The following is a 23,369-nucleotide window of genomic DNA, read 5'->3' as shown; positions in this document are numbered from 1 at the left end:
TAAGAAGGAGCTTATGCGATGAAACGAATCAGTTATAAAAAAACAATACCGCTCATACTAATGGGACTCCTCTGTATCAGCGGTTGCGCGCCAGAAAAAAATATCGAAGTGAAGGAAAAGGTTCACGTTGATGGTACAAGTGTGTTTGACAGCGGGTCCTATCCGACTGCTGCAGAGACGGCCGAGCATCAATTTAAGTATGACTTGAGTGACAAGTCAACCTATACGTTAAAGAAAGACGATTTCCGAGTGAACGCGCGATTCGGCGACTATAGTCTACTGCTAGCAAGCATAATCGAAGGACGATACGATACGCTGATGATTTATGAAAAGAAGTCGAACTGGATATTAAGAAGTTCGATGGAACTCATTCGAGATCAACCAACAAAAGGTGAGACGATCGCAGGGAGTCTATCATGGGAAGGGAATAAGAAAAAAATGGCGACGAAACTTGTAACGAATCGTCATTATACAGTGATTGAGACTCGACTGGAAAATGAGCGTATTCCAGCTCGATTCGGAGAACGAACACGTACTATCAATGGGTTGAAAGTACATATTCAAAAGCAAGGGAAACAACTTAATCTTGCCTATCGAAACGGGACCTCCGTCACCTGGCTCATCAGTGATCGACCAGAAAAAGTTCTGCTTCGACTCATCACGGCATCTCCAGACAGTCCGATTTCGAAGATATCCGATGACTTTTAGATCCGCCATGGGGGATCTTTTTTTATTTTTATGACCCAGTTGGAAATTGTACATGGTTGAGGTCGAGGAGCGTTTATCTGTGAAGCATAGAGGGAATCTTATTCATGAAATCATATGTTGAAAATAATGAAAGCGATCGATGGTCGTACAGGTGAGGTGAGTTGTTAATCGTAACGCATTCATTGAAAAGGAAGTGAGAACTTCATGCGATTCAGAAGGGAACATGTCAATGTCGTTGATCCGGCACAAACGAAAAAGAGTGTCTATGCGACCGGAATCGGCAATGCGATGGAGTGGTTTGATTTTGGGTTGTACTCCTACCTCGCCGTCATTATCAGTCAAAATTTCTTTAGTGGTGTAGAAAATGATGAACTGAAGCTGGTCTTTACGTTTGCGACGTTTGCGATCGCCTTTTTGATGCGACCACTCGGCGGATTGATCTTTGGACGAATGGGCGACCGTCTAGGACGAAAAGTCGTCTTGACGACGACGATCGTCATGATGGCATTTTCGACTTTGTTGATTGGTCTGCTGCCGACATACGATCAAATCGGTGTCTGGGCACCGATTCTTTTACTGTTGGCAAGGATCTTGCAAGGCTTTTCGACTGGTGGTGAATATGCTGGTGCGATGGTCTATATCGCCGAGTCTTCACCCGATAAACACCGGAGCGCGTACGGTAGTGGTCTTGAAATCGGAACATTAGCTGGGTATATTCTTGCTTCCGTGTTAGCGACGATCTTGTTCGTCTCTCTATCAGACGATCAAATGTCATCTTGGGGATGGCGTATTCCCTTCATCTTAGGCGCACCACTCGGATTATTTGGTCTTTATCTTCGGCGACACTTGGATGAGTCACCGATTTTCGAGAATGAGATCGATGAGAGTGAACAGGAACAAGCGACGTTTCGGACGATCATCCAAGAACACCGGAAAGACATCATCGTCTGCTTTATCGCCGTTGCTTTCTATAACATCACGAACTATATGTTGTTATCCTATATGCCGTCTTATTTGGATGAAATCATCGGTCTACCGAGTGCAACGAGTACGATGTTAATCACCGGTGTCATGATCATTATGATTCCGCTTGCTTTCTCGTTCGGGCGCTTGAGCGATCGGCGCGGCAATCGACGATTGGTACTGCTTGGATTGACGGGGTTAGCCTTAACATCAATCCTCTCATTCTTCCTAATCGGGCAAGACTGGTTGTTATTCGTCGGCATCGGGATCTTCATTATTGGTTTCTTTTTGTCAATTTTCGAGGGAACAATGCCAAGTCTGTTGCCAAGTATTTTTTATTCAGATGTGCGGTACCGGACGCTTTCCGTTACCTTTAATATCGCAGTGTCGATCTTTGGTGGGACGACCCCACTCGTCTCGACCTGGCTTGTGCACACGACAGAAGATCCACTCGCTCCAGCCTATTACCTGACAGCCGTCAGCGTCATTGGCTTCATCACATTCTTCTTTTTCTTTGAGAACACAGCAGGTAAGGCGCTCAAAGGATCACATCCGACGGTTGCTTCGGAACAGGAAGTACATGAAGTCGCAAAAAATCCGGAAGATGCGCTGTGGTGGAAAGAAGACGACAAAAAAGAATGACGATAATACGAACAGTCCCTTACTCGATGGAGTGAGGGACTGTTGTTTTTCATGAATTTGTGATGCAACGTTACGAACGTTTAGCAGACTGAAAGACATGTCTAAGAAAATCAGCAATCCGTTGCCAAGCCTGAAGCGCTACGTTTGCGTCACCGTGATGCGTAAAGGCATGGGGTTGTCCGGCAAATTCCTGGTGTTCGACGTGAACACCTGCTGCTTGAAGTCGTTTAGCATACTGCTGAGCTTCCTGCGCCAGTGAGTCGTGCTCAGCCGTCAAAATGAGTGTCTTCGGTAATGCTTCAAGTTGAGCCGCATAGAGTGGCGAAGCAAGGTGATGATACGCATCCTCCGCACGAGCGATGTACATCGCATTGAACTGACGTGCCTGCTCAGTAGGTATGGCTTCTTCAAAAAACGGTTTGTCCGCTGGGTCCGTTGCGAGATCGAGTGGAGGATAGTCAAGGATTTGAGCGATGAGCGGAACCGGATGTGTCTGCTCGGCGTTCCATAACGATATGGCAGTAGCGAGGTTCCCACCAGCACTATGTCCCCCGATCGCGATGCGCGCAGCATCGAGGTGTAGCGTATCAGCATGTTGAAATATCCACTGGACGACCTCATAGGTGACGTGGACTGGAACGGGGAATGGATGCTCCGGTGCTAATGGGTACTCGATATTAAAAACATGACAGTTGACGGTCTCAGCAAGAAACAGATTCCATGGTTTGTCCATCTCTGGCGTTCCTGTGATGAAACCGCCACCATGGAAACTGATAAATCCAGGTAATATGTCTGCTGCATCGATCGGCGAGTGCAGCAATACTCGGACATCGCCGATCGATGTCGGCACCTGTAACGTACTCGTTATAGCTTGCGGTGGTTGAGGGGGTGTGACTTTAGGACGTTCCTCTCCCGAGCGAATCTGTTCGGCAAGGTCAATTATTTGTTGACGATTCATCGAATTCCTCCTTTATGTCTATCTTCATCATACCGAACGGATTGGTGGATTTCTCTTTTGGATTTGTTTTCTCTAGGTACAGGAAAAAACAGCCAGGTTTTGATACACTTTTGAAAGAAACTAGAAGTCGAAAGGATGAAATAGATGCCAACACTTTATATTACGCGCCATGGCGAGACGGAATGGAACTTAGAAAAACGCATGCAAGGCTGGGAAGACTCTCCCTTAACAGCGAAAGGCAGACAGAATGCACGGGACCTCGGTCACCGCTTACGTGAAGTACATTTAGATCACCTTTATATCAGTCCGATTGGCCGCGTCCGAGAAACAGTTCGGATGATGGATCTTGATCCAAAGATTCCAGTCACCGTCGATGATCGATTACGAGAGATGCACATGGGCACTTGGGAAGGAAGGACGGCAGCGGAAATTGAAGTGGCGCATCCCATCGCGCATACTTCGTTTTGGCAAACTCCACACGCATACATACCGGAATCCGGGGAGTCGTTTGACGAGGTTCGTGAGCGCATCCTATCGTTTTTGGAACGACTGGCTGACCATAAGGAAGACGAGAACATCTTGATCGTTACGCATGGCATCTTCCTGAATATTTTGCTAACACATCTCCATCAGAAACCATTCGCGACATTATGGGATCCACCGTTCATTCATGGAACGAGTTTGACGATCGTTGAATACAGGGATGGGGAAGCCGTGATTCGATTAGAAGCTGACATGTCGCATGTCATAGCGGACTAAAAAAACGGCGGACTTTTTCTCGGTCCGCCGTTCTCCTTATCGTGATTTCATCAAATAGATCAAAATTGCGCCTTCTTGTTTTCTGACCTTTAGGTGAAGAGAGGATAACGTGTCGATTGAGCGACCGATGATCGATTCTCCTGTCGTATAGCGTTTGAGGAGTAAGGGATAGAACGAAACATTCGTCTGTTTTTGATCATTGAATTGACCGCTGTCAGTCTGGACGTTTTGAGGTAAGATATAGACCGTTTTCGTCTCAGGAATACCATTCTTCGCATCAAGCGAATAGGTGAAGGCATGCGAATCGTTGAGTAGGTTCAAATCATACGTCAACTGGAACGGTGTGCGATCATATGTACCGGCAGGAATCGATTTGTCGATTAGCACCTCTGGTGGTTCTGTATCGTCAAATTGGACCGCTTTAAGCTGCAGTGGGTGATCGAGTGTACCAGTAAAGAAAAATGTCTGTTGTTGGAACGCTTCTTTCTTAGTAGTAGCGGGAGTAATCGAGAAAGAAGACTTTTTGATCTCGACGGTTTTTTTTGGGAAGGACGGTTGCTTCCGTTGCACAATCAGCAAGCAAGAAGGGAAGAGTAAATAAAAGCGCATATTTCATGACGTGTTCCTCTTTTCCATAGTCATAGTAAATCGGGTTAAAATTAAAAATATTCAAAAAATTAGAAATGATACCTATATTGTACCAGGAATCACACTGTCAAATAAAGGAGGAAAACATGAAAGGAAAATGGTTATTAGCGTCCATACTGCTCGTCGGTTGTACGTCGACAGGGGAAGAGGCCGAATCGACGGCAAAATCGTTATACGTCGCACCGAACGGCACCGATAAAAATACCGGCACGTTGAAGCATCCGCTTAAAACGGTACGACAAGCGACAAAAAAAGCGACGGCCGGAACGACCGTCTATCTGCGTAAGGGAACGTATCAAGAAGCTCTGAATGTTACACAGAGCGGAAAGAAACAACATCCGATTATCTTTCGTAATTACAAACAAGAACGGGTCGTCTTAAGCGGGAAGAACATCAAAGATCGGGACGCAACCTTACCAATCATCCAGATCAAGGATCGGCAATACGTGACCATTCAAGGACTGACGATCGAAGCCGTTCAGTCGAAACGGTCGGATGCGACACCGATCGGCATTTTGGTCACGGGATCAGGATCACACATCACGTTAAAAAACAATACGGTTCGCCACATTAAGACGCTCGCGAAAGAAGGAAATGCACACGGGATCGCCGTCTACGGATCGGGAGCGATTCGTCACCTGACGATCTCCGGAAACCGAGTCGAACAGAATCGCCTTGGTTTCAGCGAAGCACTTGTTTTAAACGGAAATGTCAAACATTTTCGTGTGACAAAGAACATCTTACGGGATAACAACAATATCGGTATTGATTTGATCGGGTATGAAGGCATCGCCCAGTCGAAGAAAGACGACTACGTCCGTGAGGGCGTCGTGTCGGAAAATCGTGTCTACCGGACGTCGAGCTACGGGAATCCTGCTTACGGGAAGGAATATAATGCAGCCGGTATCTATGTCGATGGTGGGAAGAATTTGACGATCGAGAAGAATCTCGTCGAAGCGAGTGATATCGGGATTGAAGTGACGAGTGAACATGCGGGACGATACGCAGAAGATGTCATCGTCCGCCAGAATGATATACGGCAAAACGTCTACACCGGAATTGCGATCGGTGGTTATGACACGAAGCGGGGCGGTACAAAACGTGTCCGGATCGAGCAAAATCAGCTGATCGGGAATGATACGAAAGGACTCGAGGGTGGTCAATTGCTTGTCCAGCACGATGTGCGTGACAATACAATCATCAGGAATACATTCGACGGTCCTTTAAGTGTCGCTCATTACTTTAAGACGAGTTCTGGGAACCAGTTTGAAAAAAATACGTTCAACCATACGAAACGTTTCATGTGGCGCGACGCCTCCTATAAAACGGAACAAAGCTTCTTGAAAGCAGTTCGAAAGGGAGAATGAAGATGAAACTTTCGGAGCGGCTCCTCGCTTACTGGATCAATATCCCGAGACACTGGCGGCTCGCAACGTTGACAGCCTTCTTATTAACGGTTTGGACGATCGAGGGCATTCGTTTTTTAACAAGTCCAACATTACGCCTCCCGACCATTACCGATGCAATCATCTGTCTCATACCGGCAATTCTTTTGTTTGTGATATGGAAAACAAAGAGCCAAAATCACCTCTGAATTAATTGGTTGAAACAAGGGATTTGTTTAGGCGTTCTCGAAAAAGGAGGGAACTTAAATTATAAGGAGGAAGAATAATGACGAAACTAACGATTCAAGCTGTGATTGACCGTCCGGTCGAGACAGTATGGGAGCTTTGGAACGCGCCGGAAGACATCAAACGCTGGAACGCAGCGTCTGACGATTGGCATACGACGGCGTCAAAAAATGATTTGACGGTCGGTGGTCAATTCACGAATCGCATGGAAGCAAGAGACGGTAGCATGGGATTTGATTTCACGGGTACATATGAGTCAATTGTGCCGCATGAACATATCGCCTATGTCCTTGAGGATGGTCGTCAGGTGACAATCGACTTTTCTCGAAACGGAGACCAAACAGAGATCGTTGAATCGTTTGATGCCGAAACGATCAACCCGCCTGAGATGCAACAAGCGGGTTGGCAGGCGATTCTTGATCGGTTTAAGGCGTATGCTGAGTCGAAATAAGTCGTTCGCTTCGTAACTTCCGACCACGACGGTCCGTCAGGGCGGGAATACCGCCGCTCTCGTACCGCTGAACCCAGTTATACAATTGTTGATACGATACATCATGCCGTCCGGCGATACGTTGGTAGTCCTTTGCGGCTGCCAAACAATCGAGGACGGCATTCATGCGTTGTTCCATGTTTATATGTCGTAATGCTCGCATGATATAGCAGCTCCTCTTTAAGGTCATTTCAGACCAGAATGGGTGATCCCTTTGACGAAAAAACGATTTGCCCAGATGAAGAGTAATAGCGCTGGCAAGGTTGCGATGACAGTTGAAGCCATCATGGCTGCTGGATTGACAAAGTTTGATCCTTGGACGAGTGTAGCGATGCCAAGTGTCATCGTTTTCATTTCTGCTTCATTCGTTACAAGCGATGGCCACAGAAAATCATTATAGATCGCAAGGAAGGTGACGATTCCAAGCGTCGTGATGATAGGGCGCAAGGTAGGTAGAATGACTTTCGTCAACACCTGCCATTGATTCGCCCCATCGAGATAAGCGGCCTCTTCTAAATCTTTCGGAAATGTCCGCAGAAAGTTGTAAATCAGAAAAACACCAAGTGTGCCTGCAGCATAGGGCACGATGAGAGGAACATAGGAATCAAGTAATTCTGCTTGTCTAAAGAGATAAAACGCTGGGAACAATGTCACGATGCCTGGAATCGTCAAAGCGATGACGACGATGGCGAGAATGATTTTACGACCTGGAATCTGAAGGCGTGCTAGAGCGTATGCGGCTAACACGTCGACAAATAAAACAAGTAATGTTCCTAGGACAGTGACGATCGTCGTGTTTAACAACCATCGAATTAAGGGAGACTCGCTACTAGCGTTTAAGATGAGACGGTAATTTTCAAGCGTCCAAGATTTCGGTAGTAGGCTGGCGCTTTCCAGCGAATCACTTAACGTTTTAAATGATGTTAATATCATCCAGACAAGCGGAAGTAAAAAAATGATCGATAATAAGCTGGCTACGGTCAACAACAGGATCGTCGTCGTTTTTTTGTGTCTCATGTGATCTTCCGCTCCTTTTCAGCATCGCTCTTGATAGTAATGTCTGTAGCTGAAGAAGTTGACTTCTTTTGGGCAACGGATTTCGATAAGACAGGTTCTTTTTTTGTTGCCATATAGGATACAAAGAACTGCATACCGGTAATGATCATCATAATGAATCCCATTAATAGTGCCATCGCTGCTCCCATTCCTAACTGATTCTGACCGAATACGGTCGTATTGATTCCCATGATCAATGAGGTCGTCGATTGCTCTGGTCCTCCTCGGGTAATCAAAAGCGTTTGTCCATACAAATTAAAAGAAGCGATTAACGTCGTAATGAGGACAAAAAATGTAATTGGTCGAATCGTCGGTAATGTAATGCTTATAAACTGATGCCAGGGAGACGCGCCGTCTAAGCTAGCTGCTTCGTATAACGTGTGATCCACTTCTTCCAGTGCATTCAAGAAGAGTAACATATTGAAGCCGACCGTCCACCATACAGTCGCAATGACGATGACGACCCAGGCAAACGGTTGATCACTGGTCCAATTGACTGGTGAGTTGATGAGGTGGAGATCAAGTAACAATCGATTGATGAATCCACCATTCGTCGCAAACAACCAAAGATAAATGGCAGATACTGCTGTCACCGAGATGGAGTAGGACATGAAGAAAATCGTCCGAAAGAATGTTTTAAATTGTCGTGGAAGATGACGGATTAAGAGCGCGAGCAATAAACTACAGATAACAAGTAACGGTACGCTGTAAACCATGAACCATAATGTGTTCGTTAACGTTGCTAAAAAGAGACGTTGATGTACGGTCTCATTAACAAGTAAATCCCGATAGTTCGAGAGACCGACGAAACCATTTTCTCCAAAAGACAGTCTGAAATCATGTAGACTCATCCAGATGCCATACACTAGCGGGAGTAACCAAAATAAAACGAAACAGATAAGGAACGGAAGTAAAAAGAGCAATCCGAACCAACGTGATCGTCGTGTCAAATACATTGGTCTCCTCCTTTAACTCACTTGGATTTAGCAATTTCTTGAGCCTGTTTGGTCGCTTTTTTCAGTTCTGTCATTAAGGCATCTTTCGTCAGATTACGATCACTCGTTAATTTTGCGAACACGACTTCGTTCATATACCGCATCTGCTCATCAAACTGATAGACCCGGGGTGCACGAACATAATCTTTCAATTGCTTTTGATTTTCAGCTGCGAGTGCATACCGGGATGGATCATCAGTAATCAATTTTAATGTCTCTTTGTGAGAAGGCGTTTGACCCGATTCAGCCCAATTGGCTAAGTGTTTCGGAGTGTAGAGGTATTTAAAGAAAGAAGAGATTCCTTTCTTGACCTCTTGATCCTGAACAGAAGAACTGACGGCGATCGTATGGGCATTTCCTGTCGTAGCTTTTGATTTGAATAAGAGGGGCATTGGTCCAATGCCTAATTGATCTTTATATTTATCCTTGACTGCCGAATAATACCAAGGACCCGTAAATGATACGGCGGTCTGATTGGCGTTATTCGATGCAGTTTTCATGAAAGATTGGAATTCGCCATCTAGACCTAATTTTTTAGGTGAAATTTGATCGACGAATATCATATCATGATATTTCATCAACGCATCTGCATAGGCAGGTTGCGCAAAATCAAGGTAGCCATCACGTTCGAGTTGAATGTCATTTTGTGCAGCCGCGACAGTTAGATAGAATGGTGTCAGTCCACTTGATGGAAGACCGAATGCGTAGAGATGATCATCTTTCTTTTGAAGTTGTTCATTCAATTGTTCAAGATCAGCATATGTTTTAGGCATAGATTTAACTAAATTTTTGTTATAAAACATCGTGAGTGGATGAATGTCTAACGGCAGGGCGTACATTTTATTGCCAACTTTGGCAGAGTCCACTCCAGATGTTAAGAAATCGTTCTCTTTGATGTTTGCTTGTTTCATATAATCGGTAACGGGCTGAATCATTTGATCCGACTGATACGTTCGTAAACTTGCTTCATGAATGACAACTAAATCGTATTTTCCTGATTTGAATTTCGTATAATGATCTTTCTCTTGCGATTGGACCAATTTATACTTTTTCTGACTTGCATTGAATCCTTTGACGATTTTCGTCATATATTGACCATCGCCACCTGTGAATCCATTGATGAACTTAATCTCAATCTTGCCATCTGCATTCTTACCGTCACCACATCCTGTAAGCGGTAACAATAAACCGCTTAATAAAAGCAGTGGAAATATTTTATGAGTACGCATGTTTCATCACTCCTTCTACAAAATAAGAACAAATGTAATAAATACATGTTTTCAACTAACATTGATGGTGTTGCGCGATGTCATGCAGAAGATCCTTGAACTCTTGCATGGACTCACCTGGTCCAAGAAATAGCTGGTAAGTTCGAATGTAAGGACCATGAATCAATATACGTTTTTCGAGTGTTGGTAAATGGAGTTGATAATGAATTTCTCCAACCTGACTGACCGACGCACTATTCATCGGAGATACCGTCTCTTTAAAAGTAAGCGTCAATTTAGCAGAATTGGCAGTCATGTAATCAATGTGCATTCCGAAATTCTCTTCTGAGAAATGGTGCTCGACAAGATTGACAAAGTGGGCACCACTAAAAAACTTCATAACACCCACACCTCCTTTAACTATGTATATCCTGTACATGTTTATTGAAAACCTGTATTTCAAATATTACAAAAAAACCACCTCAATAAAGAGATGGTTTGCGTTACCCTGCCAGTTCAAGCATTTGAACGAACGCGACGTCTGGATCCGTCGTCTCAAATCGATTCAACCACTCCTTGAAGTCACCTTCATACAAAATACGACCTTGATGGAGGAAGATGACGTGGGCAGCGGTATGTAATAGATCGTGTAATTGATGGGTCGAGAAGAGACACGTTTGTCCACTTGCGGTCATCTGCTCGAAGCGTCGCATGATATGAAGTCGTGTTGCCGGATCAACTCCGCTCGTCGGCTCGTCAAAGATGTAAAGCGAACGTGGAATTGTCGTCAAAAGTGTGACGAACAACCATTTCTTTTCGCCAGCGGACATCTTACCGATTTTCATCTCCCACAGATGAGCGAATAAATCGAGCTCTCGTGGCTGTTTCAGATGACGCGTATAGGTTTCTTGCTTGCGATATGCTTTCAAGCGGGCGAGCCGACCGACGAAGACGGCGACATCCTTGCCCTTTAATTCATCCGAGTAATAGATGAATTGCGTCAAATAGAGAATGTCTGAAATATGAGGTAAATCAAGTTCACCAGATGTAATCGGTAAGGCACCGGTCATACAATCAAACAGTGTCGTTTTCCCGGCACCGTTCATCCCGATCAAGACGTTCAGTTTCCCGGGAACAAGCGAAAAGGAGACATCGTGTAACAGATCAGGTGATTTCGGATAGTTGAAGCGTATGTGTTGGACGTGCATCTGAATCCTCCTATCGAGTCAGCAATGACATGAGATTAAAGCGTTTGACAGAGAATAGACCAAATAACAGATAAACGACGAGTACGACGGTCAAGATAAGGAACGATGCTCCCGTAACGTGCTCAGAGACAGCGAGACCAAGTGTTTTCATGACATAAAAAGGATTCAAGTAACTGTACCAGCGATCCGGTTGGTTACTTGCGAACAAGAACAGCGGATACATGACGATGTTGATTAATGTCGACATACTCGAAATCTTTGCCGGAAGCATCGTCAAGGCGATACTTGCAAAAGCAAGCGGGATACTGAGCAACAAGACGAGATAAGCGAGTAACAACGTCAAAGGTGAGAAGAAGCCGAATACAAGCATCAAGATCGTCGTAAAGACCGTCAAACTAACGGCTGCAAACACGAGCTGAACGAGTACGAGTGCGAGAATACAACCAATCTTACTACCGGAAATCATGATATACGTCTTCATCAAACCATGCTCCCGCATCCGGGCAAGTTGGAGTCCGATGCCATTCACGTAAATCGAAAGTAAGATATAGCCCCAAAAGAGCGCGAGGAACGAGAGGAAACTGTTCTCGGTGAAGTCGAGGCGTGACCCGAAGACAAAGGCGAGAATCAACGGGAAAATCAACGACCAAAAGACCGGAATCTTATCCGTCAGCATGATTTTTAAGTAGAGTATGAAGTAGCTAGGAATCGAATACATATGTGCCTCCAATCAGTGTGTCGAATCAAGCTTATATTAAGTATACGTTTGGAAATGGGAAATAGTTCCTTTGAAAAGAGCTTAAGAATCACCTGAAATCAAACGATGTAACGCATCGACAACAATATGGGGGGCATCCTGTTGAATGAAGTGCCGGCTGTTTGGAACTTCGATCAACAAGCCTTGGATCGACTGTGCAGCAGTTTGTCGTTGCAATTCGTGCCACAATAGTTGCGCCTCACGCGAATAATGATCTTTTTTACCAGCAGACAGAACAATGACTGGAAATGGGTAGAGGATATCAACGTTCGTCGCTTCAATACTCTCTTTAAAATCTTTGTATGTACATTCGAGCGTGAATTGTTTTTTGTATATGGATTGGAACGTGTTTGGCATCACTGGTAAGAAGCGTTGAATATAGGACTCTGGTGTTGCATCGATGAGCAATAGACCTTTTATTTCACTTGGATATTGCGATGCAAATTGTCGAACTAACGTGCCGCCATAGGAATGACCCACAAGAATAAAGGGTGGTTTGAGAGATAAGGTATGGATCAAACGGCGAAGGCGATTCACGCTCTGGCGACTAGTCTCGGAATCATGCTGCATACTACCACCGATGTTCGTACGGTCATACATCAAGATCGTTCCAAGTCCTTCAACTTGATCCATGATTGGTTGCCAGGTTGAAAGATCTTGTCCATATCCATTTTCAAAGATAAACGTTGGTTGATCGGAAGTTCCGAGAATCAGACGATAGTGTAACGTCGTTTCAGGTAACGTCATTAAGTCGAAAGACATATGATTCCTCCTATTCTAGTGGGAATAAAAGTAAGGATACCAGAAAGAAACAAATATTGTAAACTGAAGCAAAGGACAGGAGGTATCATGATGGACTATTTATTAACGTCTGGTGGGATACAAAATCCATCGATTCACAACGCGTTACGCGAGATGCTCAGAAAACCGATTGAGGAATGCCATGCCATCGCGATCACGACAGCTTCATATGCGTTATCCAAAGGATTGGAGCTTGCTACAAACTTCATTCAAGGAAAAGATGAGGCACCGATGGTCGATTTAGGATGGAAGTCAGTCGGTCTGTTGGAATTATCAGCGGTCTCGGTAATTGATCCAGCAATTTGGCAACCAGCGGTCGAACAAGCGGATGTCATTCTCGTTAATGGTGGTGATCCACTCTTTCTATATCACTGGTTCGTCGAATCGGGCTTCGATCGACTATTACCGCAACTAACCGGTGTTTATGTCGGGATGAGCGCCGGCAGCATGGTCCTTACGCCACGAATCGGAACAGATTTCGTTGGATGGAAAAAGACGCCGGAGCAATCGGACGCAACATTAGGTCTCGTTGACTTTTCAATTTTCCCGCATCTCGATCATCCGCAATTACCAGATAATCACTTACAAGCTGCCAAATCTTGGGCTGAGACATTGACGAATCCGGCGTACGCGATCGACGACGCGACAGCGATCCGTGTTATCGGTTCGAACGTAGACGTGATTTCTGAAGGAAAGTGGGTCCAGTTGCGATGAGGACGCTCTATTTCATTCGCCATTGCGAATCGATCAAAAAAGGCAGTGATCGAGGGCGGGGATTAACGGATGCAGGTCAGGAACAAGCGCAGGAACTCGTAGCGTTCTTTAAAGCGATACCGATTGACGCCATCTACTCGAGTCCGATGCAACGGGCGATGGACTCCGTTCGCCCACTCGCTGAGCAAAGAGGTTTGCCGATCTACGAGGCAGCGTTTCAAGAACGGTGTTTTCAGGAAACAGACGAACGTTTATCACCTAAACGGCTAGAAGAACTGTTGAAGCGATCATTCCAAAATGATGATTACGCGCAAAAAGGTGGAGAGTCGAATCAAATAGCACGCAATCGTGCTCTAGTAGCCATCGATCAGCTACGTAAAATCCACCCGCACCACCGATTGGTCGTCGCGACGCATGGTCTCGTGTTGGCGTTAGTGCTCGAACACTACACTGGACGACCGGCAAATGAGTGGCTGAGCGCGATGGCGAGTCCAGCGATCCATCAGCTGACATTCGATGCAAGCGGGAAAACGTCTCATGAACAACTCTTGTAAAATGATTAAATCTGCCCGCTGAAGATGAAACCGAGAAATAGCAGTAGTAACACACTAAGAGGAACGGAACAGGCGAGACTGACATATTTGAGGATTCCCGGTTCGCGTCGTTTGATGGCGACGATCCCGAGTCCGATTCCAAACAGATAAATGACAAGTCCGATCGGTATCGTAAGCATCGAGTTTGGTCCGAACGACCAGTTGAACGGCGGGAAAATCATAGAGTCGATGAGCAGACCGAGCAAACTAAAGAAGAGAGAAGCTTTAGCGTATGTCATGTGAGAACTCCTTTTAATTAAGTATGTGAACAAGAATTCGGAATTAAAATGAGAATTCCTGCTTCATCCAGTAAATTTCCTGTTTGGCATTTGAATGAACGGGAACTATATCTAAAAGATACTATCTTTTAGATATAGGAGGGACCGATGCCAAAAGAAAATATGACCCGTTATGCGATTCTCGGACTTCTTGCAAGCGGATGTACGTCTGGTTATGAGATGAAACACACGATCGATACGAGCTTGAATCACTTTTGGAAAATCAGCTTCGGACAAGTCTATCCGACGCTGAAACGGTTAGAGGCGGAAGGATTGATCGTTGAAGAGGTCACGGATGGGGAACGGAAACAATTCGCTCTGACGAAAAACGGGCATGCGGAGCTCGAGCGGTGGGTCGCTGAACCGTCCGTCGAATTGCCCGTGCAACGGAACGACCTGTTGTTGAAGCTGTACTTCGCTCGACATGCTTCAAAAGAGGTCACCTTGCAGAAAATTCAGGAGCACGCGCGATTGCTCGAAGAACGGCTTGAGACGTATCAAGCGATCGATGCGATGATTCGTTCTTATCCTGACTCGAATGATGCCGTCTATTGGTTATTGACGCTTGATTATGGCATTCGGAAGACACGGGCGTTACTCGACTGGTGCGACGCTTCCCTTGAGACCCTTGAAGGAGGAAATTGACATGAAACGGATCATTGCGACTCCGAACAAAGACGTCGTCGTGTTCATCATCGGTTTACGGATCAATCGCCTACGTTCTGTCCGGCAGTGGTTACCGACGGTCCAAGCGATGGGACCGATGCTACAAGAGTGTTATGAAAACGATGTCGGTCTGATTTCGCATGAGTCACTTGTCGGTTGGCGTTCCGTGACGTTGATTCAGTATTGGCGTTCGACGGAAGAATTGATGGCATATGCCCATGGTTCCCGTCATTTGACGGCGTGGAAACGATTCAATCAGAAGGCACGGACATCAGAAGCGGTCGGGATCTTCCATGAGACGTTCGAAGTCAGCAATTATGAGTCGATGTATGTCAATCTTCCAACCCGAGGTCTAGCGAAAGCACTCGGGGAGTCGGCGATTAAGCCGCATCAAGAAAAAGCAAAAGAGCGCTTAGCCGAGCGACAATCACAAGAGACGATCTAAATAGACAAAAGACGGGTGCCGAGGCATCCGTCTTTTTATGTCGCGACTGGCGTGACGGGTTCGAGCATCTCCCCGCAGTTTTGGCAAATATGATCGAGCGCTTTCGTACACGGTTCGCAAAACGTACAAGCGTGCGAGCACTGATAGACCGTCGTTTCAATCGTTTCTTGACACCGGACACAGGTTGATTCCATATGTATCACCTCCTGTAATTAGTATAAGAAAAGCATTTTGATGAGCACAGTAGGAGAACATAGGGAAAGGCTATATTTTCCTTTGATTCCATGTTAATTTGAAGAAAGTGGTTTTAATTCGAAAGGGAGATGAAAAATGGATCAAATTGATCAACAGATTGTCCGGATTCTGCAAGATGATGCCCGGATTCCATGGTCGGAACTCGGACGACAGATCGGGTTATCGGCACCTGCCGTCATCGAACGGGTCCGAAAAATGGAGGACGCGGGAATCATCGAAGGATTCCGCGCTGTCATAAATCCGGAAGCACTCGCGCAAGGGTTACTCGCGGTCGTCATGTTCGAAGAGACACGCTGCGCAGGCTTGATTGAATTTTGTAAAGGACATCCAGAAGTCGTCGAGTGTCATCGCCTGACCGGTAGCTATAACTTCATGGTCAAGTTGCAAACGGCGTCCGTTACAACGCTGGAACGTTTTCTTGATGACGCATCGGTCTACGGCAAACCGTCGACCTGGATTCGACTGTCGACGCCAGTGCCGTTCACGGGATATACGGTATGACGGAAGCAACCCGTGTACGGATCGAACAACTGACGGGGGATATCGGGCACGTCGAAAAGCTTTTTGAGCAAGGGGGAACTTCGATTGTGTACCGGATTGAAGCAAAGAAAGGGAGTTACTTACTAAAGACTGCTACGGAAGCGAGATACCAAGGATGGCTCGCAGAAGAAGCAATTGTCTTAGAAGAATGGATGCAACGAGAACCAGGGTTCCTACCTGAGTACGTTAGTTTTTTTAAGACGGAACAGCAAAGCCATCTCTTGATGCAGTGGCGAGACGGGATGACGTTGACGACAGCCTTAAGACAGGCGACAAGCGAGCAACGGATTCAGCTGTGGCAAGCGTTCGGAACGTATCTTTTCCAGTTTCATCAACGCACGACAGGGGGAACGTCACAGGAGTGGTTAACGGAACGACTTATGACAGCGGAACGTTATGTCGCATCTGCTTGGACGTCCGGCACGATGGATTTACTGAAACAACTAAAGTCCTCCTGTCCGGAGCCGATAACTGCCAGTTGGATTCATGGCGACTGTACGACAGACAATCTGTTGGTTGCGACGGACGGAAAGCTCTCGTTCATTGATGTCGGAGCGATGAGACCGGGCGATCGGCGGTATGATATCGCTCTCGCCATCAGTCCAATCATCAATGATCCGCGAGCCCTCGATGCCTTTTATGAAGGCTATCGATTTGAGCGACTAACTACACGAGAATTTGATTATTACGAACACGGACTGTATTCCTTTTTCTAAAAAGCCGATGCAAAGGAGAAAAAAGATGAACCTCATGCTAATCGGAGGCGGTCAACTGGTTGCTCCGTCTCACCAATTCATCAATCGGTATGTCGTTCAACTGACGAAACACGCGCCACATATCGTCTTCCTGCCGACGGCAAGTCGAGATGAATCGTTATACCAATACCAATTTCGAGATACATATGAAGCACTTGGAGCGATCGTCTCGGTCGTCACGCTATTTGACGACGAACTATCCATGGCGACGCAACGACGATTAATAGAACGTGCCGACATTCTTTATGTCGGCGGTGGCAATTACCCGTTACTCGTTCAGACGCTTGCTCTAAAAGGCATGGATCTATTGCTTGAACAAGCCGTTAAGCGTGGAACATGGTACGTCGGTGTCAGTGCTGGAGCGATCTATGCGATGGAATACGGGATCCGTACGAGTGAGGACGGAACAGACTATTGCCTGGATACGGGAGAGGGCTGGCTGAGCGGTTGTCTCTGTCCACACTTGAACCAGGAAAAACGGGCAACCCGTTTTCAGGAACACCTGCCTCAAATGGATCATGCCATCGGATTACCTGATGACACGGCGTATATTCTTTCTGGGACAGATCACTATCGATTAGGAGAAGGGCACGTGCTTTGTTTTAAATGATGATAAACGCTTCGAACATCTAAAGTGTTTATCATCATTTAAAGTGATTCAAAACAGTTGACGAACAAAAATCGGGATGGTATATTTATCTCGAATTAAAGATATATGAATTGAAGATACAAAAGAGGTGAACGAAATGACACGACCGAATCCGAACATGAAAGCATTGACGGTCATGGTGCGCGCAGTCGATGCGTTACATGAAGTCATCAAGAAGGATGTTGCGCAATGGGGGTTGAACCCAACGGATTTTTCGGTTCTTGAGTTGCTGTTTCACAGGGGCAGGCAACCGATTCAATTGATTGGGAAAAAAGTCTTGATCACGAGCAGTAGCATCACCTATGTCATCGATAAGCTCGAAAAGAAAAATTACGTTGTCCGAAAAGCATGTCCAGAGGATCGGCGTGTGACATTTGCGGAACTGACCTCTGAAGGACACCAACTGATGGAAGCTATTTTTCCAAAGCACGAGCAAGCGATTAATCAAGTATTTCAAGGAATAGCCCCGTCAGACCTCGAAGCATTCATCGAGACAGCCAAAACGATCGGCTATCAAGCAAAAAAACAATAAAATTTTTTAGACTGATATCTCGAATTCGAGATAATAACCATTAAAGGAGCGATTTTTCATGAATGAACTAAAAGGAATCCACCACGTGACGGCGATTACGAGCAGTGCCGAAAAAAACTATGACTTCTTTACGAACGTCCTAGGGATGCGATTGGTCAAGAAGACCGTCAATCAGGATGACATCCAGACGTATCACTTATTCTTCGCCGATGATAAAGGATCTGCCGGCACGGATATGACATTCTTTGATTTCCCTGGTATCCAAAAGGGATCACACGGAACGAATGAAATCTTCAAGACAGCGTTCCGTGTCCCAACGGATGCGGCACTCGAATACTGGATCAAACGCTTTGACAAATATGACGTCAAGCACCGTGGTATCAAAGAACAATTCGGCAAGCAGACGCTCTCGTTCGTCGATTTCGATGAGCAACAATATATGTTGATTTCTGACGAGCATAATCAAGGTGTCGCTTCCGGCACACCGTGGCAAAATGGTCCGGTACCCCTCGAGTTCGCGATCACGGGACTCGGTCCAATTCACATCCGGATCGCGGAATTCGACAATTTAAAAGCGGTACTCGAACAAGCGATGTTGATGCGCGAAGTCGATCAAGCTGGTTCCCTGCACTTGTTCGAGATGGGCGAAGGAGGAAACGGCGCACAAGTCATCGTTGAGCACAACGTCGTTCTACCAAGCGGACGTCAAGGATTCGGAACGGTGCACCACGTCGCTTTCCGCGTTGAAGATACGGCTGCCTTACAGGAATGGATCGAGCGGATGCAACAGCTGCGCTTCAACACGTCCGGTTACGTCGATCGCTTCTTCTTCGAGTCCCTCTATGCCCGTGTCGCGCGCGGTGTCTTGTTCGAATGGGCAACGGATGGTCCTGGTTTCATGGGTGATGAGCCATACGAAACGGTCGGGGAGAAATTATCATTACCACCATTCCTCGAGCCACAACGGGCACAGATTGAACAAATGGTCCGTCCGATCGATACGGTCCGGAGTACGCGCAAGATCGAAAAAGAATACCTTTAAGAGAACATTACGATAATGTAACTAACCGCATCTAAACAAGAGGAGGTAATGAAAATGGAGAAATTAAACATTGGTATCGTCTTAGGATCCACACGTGAAGGACGTCTCAGCCCACAAGTCGGAAAATGGGTCAAACAACTGGCTGATCAACGGGATGATGCGAACTATACGATTCTTGATATCGCCGACTACAAATTACCGCTCCTTGGTGAAAAGGATGGGGATGCGTCGGGTGCTGCTGCTTGGTCGAAGGATGTCGCAGCACAAGACGGCTTCGTCTTCATCGTCCAGGAATACAACCATTCGATTGCAGCGTCACTCAAGAACGCGCTCGATTATCTACGTGTCGAATGGAACAACAAAGCGGCAGGGATCGTCTCTTATGGTTCTGTCGGTGGGGCACGGGCAGCCGAACATTTGCGCGGCATCTTAGGTGAGTTATTGATCGCCGACGTCCGGGTGCATCCAGCGTTATCCTTGTTCACTGATTTCGAGAATGGATCGGTCTTAAAAGCGGCAGCCGTTCAAGAAACATCGGTCAACCAGATGCTCGATCAAGTCATTCCGTGGGCAACGGCATTAAAAACGATTCGCTAATTCGTGATTGATCAGAAACCCCCTCATTTCGCTGAAATGAGGGGGTTTTCTATCGTTGTCATGTACAACACGACGTGACGCGGCGCAGATCCTTTTCTTGAATGTAAAGCGTGTGTTGGCGGACTTTATAAGGAATGTCAGCCGCTTGAAGACGTTCGAGATAGTGACCCGTCGGAGCGACCGTCCATTTCACATATGTTGTTGCGGCATTCGGTGAAGCAAGACAGATGAGTAGCAAAAGCGGAAGGATCCATTTTCGAATCTTCAATCGTATACCTCCTTCATTATTTCAAATACTGTATTAATGATTTTATTGTTTAAATCAAAAACTAAAAATCACGACTCACGTCAACAAAAAATAACTGACCATCAAGCCGACCAACAGACCACTAAAAGCAAGTCGATAGACGGGTGAACGATGGGTTCCTTTATTTCGTTTGACTTGATAGACGATGAAATAGGTCACACTGGTCACCATGACGAGGATCGCCAGTGTACTGAGTAAAGTAGACATCAGCATTCCTCCTTATCGTAAGATTTTAGCTAACGCTTTTCCTTTCGCCAACTCATCGACGAGTTTGTCGAGAATCCGGATGTTACGAATGTGCGGATCCGTTAGATTTTCCACACGAATCCCGCAGATGACGCCAGTGACTAAAAAGCGGCGTTCGTTCAGGGCGGGTGCGTGCTCGAAAAAAGCTGCGACGTTTTGGGTTTGTATGGCTTGTTCAAGAGTTGGTTTCGTGTGTCCGGTCAACCAGAACAGCACGTCATCGAGTTCCTCTTGTGTCCGTTGCTTACGCTCGACTTTTTGACGGTATAGCTGATACAGCTTCTGCATCGGCATTTGAAATACTTTTTCGTAACTCATCTGAATTGCCACCTTTCATGGTAACATATGGGAAAAGCTCTTGTGTCACGGATTTCAATTCGGTTTGGAGGTGCAGGATGAAATGAGATATCGAATCATTAGGATGACTTTTTTGACGTGCCTAGTCCTATTTTTAGGCGTCATGGGTGTAAAACTATCGTATCAAGCATTGATCGATCCACCGATTGATCAATCGACAGGAAACTGGGTATATATTCCGGGCAAGATCTTACCGACTAAAAAAGTCATCTATGTGAAAGAAGAGCACATCATCAAACAACCGGATTCTTCAAAAATTGGGCACGAAAGATATCGGAAGGAACCTAAAAAGAAAAAACCGATTGAGCTTGGGAAAGGTTTCTTGACAGATGCGATCAATCAAATCGCACGTATGACTCCTTGGATGGTCGCTCTAGTCATCATCTACCTGTATCGTCGACAACGATTCAACCGTATGCAGTGGTCATTCCCATCAAGTCATCAACCGAAACGAAACGCTCTATCGCTTCCGCTAACGCCTGAAGTCCAGTCCTCATCTAAAGACAGTATTCTTGATTCAAAAATTCGTGAAGCGGTGCGCGCGTTCAATCGATCACTTGCTCCAGTGCAACAACGGCGGACATATGAGACGCTGACGGAGTGGTTTACACGCTTAGAGGTCACGGTCCCGCATGAGATCTATCAACTCGTTCGATATGCCGACGTGGCAGAGCAGACACTCGATCCCTCTCGAAGGACTGTTTTTCTTGAACAGCTTAAGCAAAATCAGACACGGCTTGTGTAATCAGCCGTGTCTTTTTTGGTGTCCGCGATACTTATTAAGAGCAAGCATGTTCAACAGGAACAAGGCTGCTCCATAAAGGAATAGTCCGAGCCAGTACGGCCAGATACTGGACCACCCATTGCCGTAGACGAGCACCTCTTTGATCGCACTCGCTCCGTAGAAAATTGGGGTGATATATCCGATGTTACCGAGTCCGTACGGGATTAGATCGAGCGGAATCAAACCCGAGAAGAAGATTTGTGGAATGATCGTAAAGGGAATCAACTGGACGACCTGCAGCTCAGACTGGGCAAAAATCGAAATCGTTGCCCCGAACAAGACCGCGACGACGGCAAGTCCAAGCATCGTCAGGAAGACCCAGATGATCGAACCTTCAGACGGTAAGTCAAGAACGGTCGTCGCGTACAGGACGACAAGAATCGCCTGAATCGAGGCGAAGACACTATAACCGAGCGTATAGCCGAAGATGACGTCGGTTTGGCGAATCGGTGTCATCATTAACCGCTCGAGCGTGCCGCCACTGCGTTCCTTGACGAGAGCCATTGCTGACAAGATGAAGACGAAGAAGAATGAGAACAGCGATAGAAAGACGAAGCCAAGCGCATCAAACGTTGATTGATCGACATCTCCGTACAGATAGTTCGTCTCGAGTTGCATCGTCGGTTGCAGGGATGACAGTCCAGCTTGAATTTCGCGTAGTGCTTTCGAACTTTTCGTCGAAGGTTCACGGAGGTTCAACGCTAGCTGATTGTCTTTCATGTCTAAGACGACGTCGACCGTTTCATGATTCTTGAGATAGGCGTCAGCATCGCTGCCGTTATACGTTTTAATCGACAGATCCTGTTTTTCGATTGCTTGTGAGACCGGAGCCGGTACATCTTGACTGATGGCGACGACAGGCGTGTAATCATCGTTTCCAAGTAGGAAATAGATCAAGGTGAAGATTAATAATGGAGCAAGCAAAATGAGTCCGACGCTTCGTTTATCGTTCAACGTTTGACGGATGACCCGTCGTGCGAGTTGCCACATCATGTCACGTCCTTTCCAGCGAGCAGGAACAGTTCCTCGACCTGACCGTTTTCAGTCTGTGCGAGCAAACGAGCGAGCGGATCGTAAGCGATAATCCGACCGTTATAGATCAATGCTGCCCGGTCACATTCATTGATTTCATCCATGACGTGGGTCGAGACGACGATCGTCGTGCCTTGCGCACGAATCGCTTGGAATTGATTCCAAATCTGGCGGCGTAACACGGGATCAATCCCGACGGTCGGCTCATCCAGGAATAAGACGCTCGGACGATGCAGGATTGAGATGGCGAGGGACAATCGTTTCTTCATCCCACCGGAATAATGACGAACGAGCTTTTTTTGATCATTCGTTAAATCGACGAGTGTCAAGACCTCCTCGATGCGTTTTGCTAAATCCTGACGGGACATGTTGTATAAGGAACCGAAAAATTGCAGGTTCGCAAGCCCCGATAAATCCTCATACAAAGCATCGTTTTGTGGCATGAAACCAATCTGCGATAACATCTTGAAGCTTGGCATCGAAGTGTCACCAATCTGAATCGAACCTGCGTCTGCCTGGATCGCACCAATCATCAAACGAATCAGTGTCGTCTTACCAGAACCTGACGGACCGAGCAAACCACAAATTTCACCGGACGGAATCAAAAGATCAATCTGTTGGAGGACGTTCTGTTGATGAAACGATTTTGATACACCGTGCAATTGTAAATCCATCGTATTCTCCCTCCTTTTATGAAATAATTATTGAACAACGTGTTGATTAATTTCATTATAAAAGGGAGAGAAACTGGGA

General features: G+C 46.1%; 34 protein-coding genes. 17 read left to right on the top strand and 17 right to left on the bottom strand.

Going from position 1 to position 23,369, the window contains the following annotated elements; translation table 11 throughout:
• Positions 1 to 18: 18 nt before the first annotated feature.
• Together VJ374_RS08785 and VJ374_RS08780 are read left to right on the top strand one after the other, a co-directional pair.
• Entirely contained in the window at positions 19 to 708 is a 690-nt protein-coding gene (locus VJ374_RS08785; protein WP_329468478.1) for a hypothetical protein, read from the top strand.
• A gap of 204 nt (positions 709 to 912) precedes the next feature.
• Positions 913 to 2,313 carry an MFS transporter gene (locus tag VJ374_RS08780; RefSeq protein WP_035407717.1) on the top strand — a complete coding sequence of 467 codons (1,401 nt, stop codon included), beginning with the start codon at positions 913 to 915 and terminating at the stop codon, positions 2,311 to 2,313.
• A 70-nt stretch (positions 2,314 to 2,383) separates the two neighbouring features.
• On the opposite strand, the gene VJ374_RS08775 is transcribed toward VJ374_RS08780, so the two are convergent.
• Positions 2,384 to 3,271: an alpha/beta hydrolase gene (locus tag VJ374_RS08775; RefSeq protein ID WP_329468475.1), complete on the bottom strand. Its 888-nt coding sequence runs from the start codon at positions 3,269 to 3,271 to the stop codon at positions 2,384 to 2,386.
• 144 nt (positions 3,272 to 3,415) lie between these two features.
• On the opposite strand from VJ374_RS08775, the gene VJ374_RS08770 reads away from it, so the two are divergent.
• Positions 3,416 to 4,030: a histidine phosphatase family protein gene (locus VJ374_RS08770; protein ID WP_329468473.1), complete on the top strand. Its 615-nt coding sequence runs from the start codon at positions 3,416 to 3,418 to the stop codon at positions 4,028 to 4,030.
• A gap of 36 nt (positions 4,031 to 4,066) precedes the next feature.
• On the opposite strand, the gene VJ374_RS08765 is transcribed toward VJ374_RS08770, so the two are convergent.
• Positions 4,067 to 4,639: a hypothetical protein gene (locus tag VJ374_RS08765; protein WP_329468471.1), complete on the bottom strand. Its 573-nt coding sequence runs from the start codon at positions 4,637 to 4,639 to the stop codon at positions 4,067 to 4,069.
• Positions 4,640 to 4,764: 125 nt separating this feature from the next.
• Here VJ374_RS08765 and VJ374_RS08760 point away from each other — a divergent pair, with 125 nt between their 5' ends.
• The 3 genes from VJ374_RS08760 to VJ374_RS08750 all read left to right on the top strand — a co-directional run bounded on the left by VJ374_RS08760 (position 4,765) and on the right by VJ374_RS08750 (position 6,760).
• On the top strand, positions 4,765 to 6,045 hold the full coding sequence (locus VJ374_RS08760; protein ID WP_329468469.1) for a right-handed parallel beta-helix repeat-containing protein: 1,281 nt from the start codon (positions 4,765 to 4,767) through the stop codon (positions 6,043 to 6,045).
• Positions 6,042 to 6,272 (top strand): hypothetical protein, encoded by a 231-nt coding sequence (locus VJ374_RS08755; RefSeq protein WP_329468467.1) that lies wholly within the window; start codon positions 6,042 to 6,044, stop codon positions 6,270 to 6,272. Before VJ374_RS08760 ends, VJ374_RS08755 begins: the two co-directional genes overlap by 4 nt.
• Positions 6,273 to 6,349: 77 nt before the next feature.
• A complete protein-coding gene (locus VJ374_RS08750; protein WP_329468465.1) occupies positions 6,350 to 6,760 on the top strand; it encodes an SRPBCC family protein in 411 nt (136 codons plus the stop codon).
• On the opposite strand, the gene VJ374_RS08745 is transcribed toward VJ374_RS08750, so the two are convergent.
• The 8 genes from VJ374_RS08745 to VJ374_RS08710 all read right to left on the bottom strand — a co-directional run bounded on the left by VJ374_RS08745 (position 6,735) and on the right by VJ374_RS08710 (position 12,785).
• Positions 6,735 to 6,962 (bottom strand): helix-turn-helix domain-containing protein, encoded by a 228-nt coding sequence (locus tag VJ374_RS08745; protein WP_308101617.1) that lies wholly within the window; start codon positions 6,960 to 6,962, stop codon positions 6,735 to 6,737. The two genes, VJ374_RS08750 and VJ374_RS08745, sit on opposite strands and share 26 nt — an antisense overlap.
• A gap of 23 nt (positions 6,963 to 6,985) precedes the next feature.
• Positions 6,986 to 7,816, bottom strand: a complete 831-nt coding sequence (locus VJ374_RS08740) for a carbohydrate ABC transporter permease (protein WP_308101616.1) — start codon at positions 7,814 to 7,816, stop codon at positions 6,986 to 6,988.
• Positions 7,813 to 8,811 (bottom strand): carbohydrate ABC transporter permease, encoded by a 999-nt coding sequence (locus VJ374_RS08735; RefSeq protein WP_308101615.1) that lies wholly within the window; start codon positions 8,809 to 8,811, stop codon positions 7,813 to 7,815. Before VJ374_RS08735 ends, VJ374_RS08740 begins: the two co-directional genes overlap by 4 nt.
• Before the next feature lie 17 nt (positions 8,812 to 8,828).
• Positions 8,829 to 10,079, bottom strand: coding sequence for a type 2 periplasmic-binding domain-containing protein (locus tag VJ374_RS08730; RefSeq protein ID WP_329468462.1), 1,251 nt, complete (start codon positions 10,077 to 10,079; stop codon positions 8,829 to 8,831).
• A gap of 55 nt (positions 10,080 to 10,134) precedes the next feature.
• The gene (locus VJ374_RS08725) at positions 10,135 to 10,458 is read right to left on the bottom strand and encodes a hypothetical protein (protein ID WP_329468460.1); all 324 of its coding nucleotides are present in this window, start codon (positions 10,456 to 10,458) and stop codon (positions 10,135 to 10,137) included.
• 103 nt (positions 10,459 to 10,561) lie between these two features.
• Complete coding sequence (locus VJ374_RS08720) at positions 10,562 to 11,266, bottom strand: ABC transporter ATP-binding protein (protein WP_329468458.1); 705 nt, start codon at positions 11,264 to 11,266, stop codon at positions 10,562 to 10,564.
• Between the two features lie 10 nt (positions 11,267 to 11,276).
• Complete coding sequence (locus VJ374_RS08715; RefSeq protein ID WP_329468455.1) at positions 11,277 to 11,984, bottom strand: hypothetical protein; 708 nt, start codon at positions 11,982 to 11,984, stop codon at positions 11,277 to 11,279.
• Between the two features lie 81 nt (positions 11,985 to 12,065).
• Positions 12,066 to 12,785 (bottom strand): alpha/beta fold hydrolase, encoded by a 720-nt coding sequence (locus VJ374_RS08710; RefSeq protein WP_329468454.1) that lies wholly within the window; start codon positions 12,783 to 12,785, stop codon positions 12,066 to 12,068.
• A 90-nt stretch (positions 12,786 to 12,875) separates the two neighbouring features.
• Between VJ374_RS08710 and VJ374_RS08705 the strand changes: the two genes are divergently transcribed.
• Entirely contained in the window at positions 12,876 to 13,538 is a 663-nt protein-coding gene (locus VJ374_RS08705; RefSeq protein ID WP_329468452.1) for a Type 1 glutamine amidotransferase-like domain-containing protein, read from the top strand.
• Entirely contained in the window at positions 13,535 to 14,092 is a 558-nt protein-coding gene (locus tag VJ374_RS08700) for a histidine phosphatase family protein (protein ID WP_329468450.1), read from the top strand. Before VJ374_RS08705 ends, VJ374_RS08700 begins: the two co-directional genes overlap by 4 nt.
• Positions 14,093 to 14,097: 5 nt before the next feature.
• Here the strand turns inward: VJ374_RS08700 and VJ374_RS08695 are convergent, their stop codons facing one another.
• Positions 14,098 to 14,370, bottom strand: a complete 273-nt coding sequence (locus tag VJ374_RS08695; protein ID WP_064299800.1) for a hypothetical protein — start codon at positions 14,368 to 14,370, stop codon at positions 14,098 to 14,100.
• Positions 14,371 to 14,517: 147 nt separating this feature from the next.
• Between VJ374_RS08695 and VJ374_RS08690 the strand changes: the two genes are divergently transcribed.
• Positions 14,518 to 15,054: a PadR family transcriptional regulator gene (locus tag VJ374_RS08690; protein WP_029341807.1), complete on the top strand. Its 537-nt coding sequence runs from the start codon at positions 14,518 to 14,520 to the stop codon at positions 15,052 to 15,054.
• 1 nt (position 15,055) lies between these two features.
• On the top strand, positions 15,056 to 15,520 hold the full coding sequence (locus VJ374_RS08685) for a DUF4188 domain-containing protein (RefSeq protein WP_064299802.1): 465 nt from the start codon (positions 15,056 to 15,058) through the stop codon (positions 15,518 to 15,520).
• Positions 15,521 to 15,555: 35 nt separating this feature from the next.
• Here VJ374_RS08685 and VJ374_RS08680 read toward each other — a convergent pair whose 3' ends face one another.
• Positions 15,556 to 15,714 carry a DUF1272 domain-containing protein gene (locus VJ374_RS08680; RefSeq protein WP_215147551.1) on the bottom strand — a complete coding sequence of 53 codons (159 nt, stop codon included), beginning with the start codon at positions 15,712 to 15,714 and terminating at the stop codon, positions 15,556 to 15,558.
• 136 nt (positions 15,715 to 15,850) lie between these two features.
• Here VJ374_RS08680 and VJ374_RS08675 point away from each other — a divergent pair, with 136 nt between their 5' ends.
• The 6 genes from VJ374_RS08675 to VJ374_RS08650 all read left to right on the top strand — a co-directional run bounded on the left by VJ374_RS08675 (position 15,851) and on the right by VJ374_RS08650 (position 19,890).
• Entirely contained in the window at positions 15,851 to 16,276 is a 426-nt protein-coding gene (locus tag VJ374_RS08675) for an Lrp/AsnC family transcriptional regulator (RefSeq protein WP_064299803.1), read from the top strand.
• Entirely contained in the window at positions 16,273 to 17,031 is a 759-nt protein-coding gene (locus VJ374_RS08670) for an aminoglycoside phosphotransferase family protein (protein WP_329468439.1), read from the top strand. Before VJ374_RS08675 ends, VJ374_RS08670 begins: the two co-directional genes overlap by 4 nt.
• Positions 17,032 to 17,056: 25 nt before the next feature.
• Entirely contained in the window at positions 17,057 to 17,680 is a 624-nt protein-coding gene (locus tag VJ374_RS08665) for a Type 1 glutamine amidotransferase-like domain-containing protein (protein ID WP_329468437.1), read from the top strand.
• 136 nt (positions 17,681 to 17,816) lie between these two features.
• Complete coding sequence (locus tag VJ374_RS08660; protein ID WP_329468436.1) at positions 17,817 to 18,251, top strand: MarR family winged helix-turn-helix transcriptional regulator; 435 nt, start codon at positions 17,817 to 17,819, stop codon at positions 18,249 to 18,251.
• Between the two features lie 58 nt (positions 18,252 to 18,309).
• The gene (locus VJ374_RS08655) at positions 18,310 to 19,293 is read left to right on the top strand and encodes a ring-cleaving dioxygenase (RefSeq protein WP_035397186.1); all 984 of its coding nucleotides are present in this window, start codon (positions 18,310 to 18,312) and stop codon (positions 19,291 to 19,293) included.
• Positions 19,294 to 19,347: 54 nt separating this feature from the next.
• Positions 19,348 to 19,890, top strand: a complete 543-nt coding sequence (locus VJ374_RS08650) for an NADPH-dependent FMN reductase (RefSeq protein WP_329468432.1) — start codon at positions 19,348 to 19,350, stop codon at positions 19,888 to 19,890.
• A gap of 58 nt (positions 19,891 to 19,948) precedes the next feature.
• On the opposite strand, the gene VJ374_RS08645 is transcribed toward VJ374_RS08650, so the two are convergent.
• The 3 genes from VJ374_RS08645 to VJ374_RS08635 form a co-directional block, all read right to left on the bottom strand.
• Complete coding sequence (locus VJ374_RS08645; protein ID WP_029341800.1) at positions 19,949 to 20,158, bottom strand: hypothetical protein; 210 nt, start codon at positions 20,156 to 20,158, stop codon at positions 19,949 to 19,951.
• Positions 20,159 to 20,233: 75 nt separating this feature from the next.
• Positions 20,234 to 20,404: a hypothetical protein gene (locus VJ374_RS08640; protein WP_023468416.1), complete on the bottom strand. Its 171-nt coding sequence runs from the start codon at positions 20,402 to 20,404 to the stop codon at positions 20,234 to 20,236.
• Between the two features lie 12 nt (positions 20,405 to 20,416).
• Entirely contained in the window at positions 20,417 to 20,761 is a 345-nt protein-coding gene (locus VJ374_RS08635) for a DUF2200 domain-containing protein (RefSeq protein ID WP_329468422.1), read from the bottom strand.
• 142 nt (positions 20,762 to 20,903) lie between these two features.
• On the opposite strand from VJ374_RS08635, the gene VJ374_RS08630 reads away from it, so the two are divergent.
• Entirely contained in the window at positions 20,904 to 21,545 is a 642-nt protein-coding gene (locus tag VJ374_RS08630) for a hypothetical protein (RefSeq protein ID WP_329468420.1), read from the top strand.
• Here VJ374_RS08630 and VJ374_RS08625 read toward each other — a convergent pair whose 3' ends face one another.
• Together VJ374_RS08625 and VJ374_RS08620 are read right to left on the bottom strand one after the other, a co-directional pair.
• On the bottom strand, positions 21,546 to 22,574 hold the full coding sequence (locus VJ374_RS08625; RefSeq protein WP_329468418.1) for an ABC transporter permease: 1,029 nt from the start codon (positions 22,572 to 22,574) through the stop codon (positions 21,546 to 21,548).
• Positions 22,574 to 23,290: an ABC transporter ATP-binding protein gene (locus tag VJ374_RS08620; protein WP_149427426.1), complete on the bottom strand. Its 717-nt coding sequence runs from the start codon at positions 23,288 to 23,290 to the stop codon at positions 22,574 to 22,576. The genes VJ374_RS08625 and VJ374_RS08620 overlap by 1 nt, the downstream gene beginning before the upstream one ends.
• Positions 23,291 to 23,369 lie beyond the last annotated feature (79 nt).

It is taken from the genome of Exiguobacterium sp. 9-2 (genome assembly GCF_036287235.1).
Classification (GTDB): Bacteria; Bacillota; Bacilli; order Exiguobacteriales; family Exiguobacteriaceae; genus Exiguobacterium_A.
This window is presented reverse-complemented; position numbering and strand designations above follow the sequence as displayed.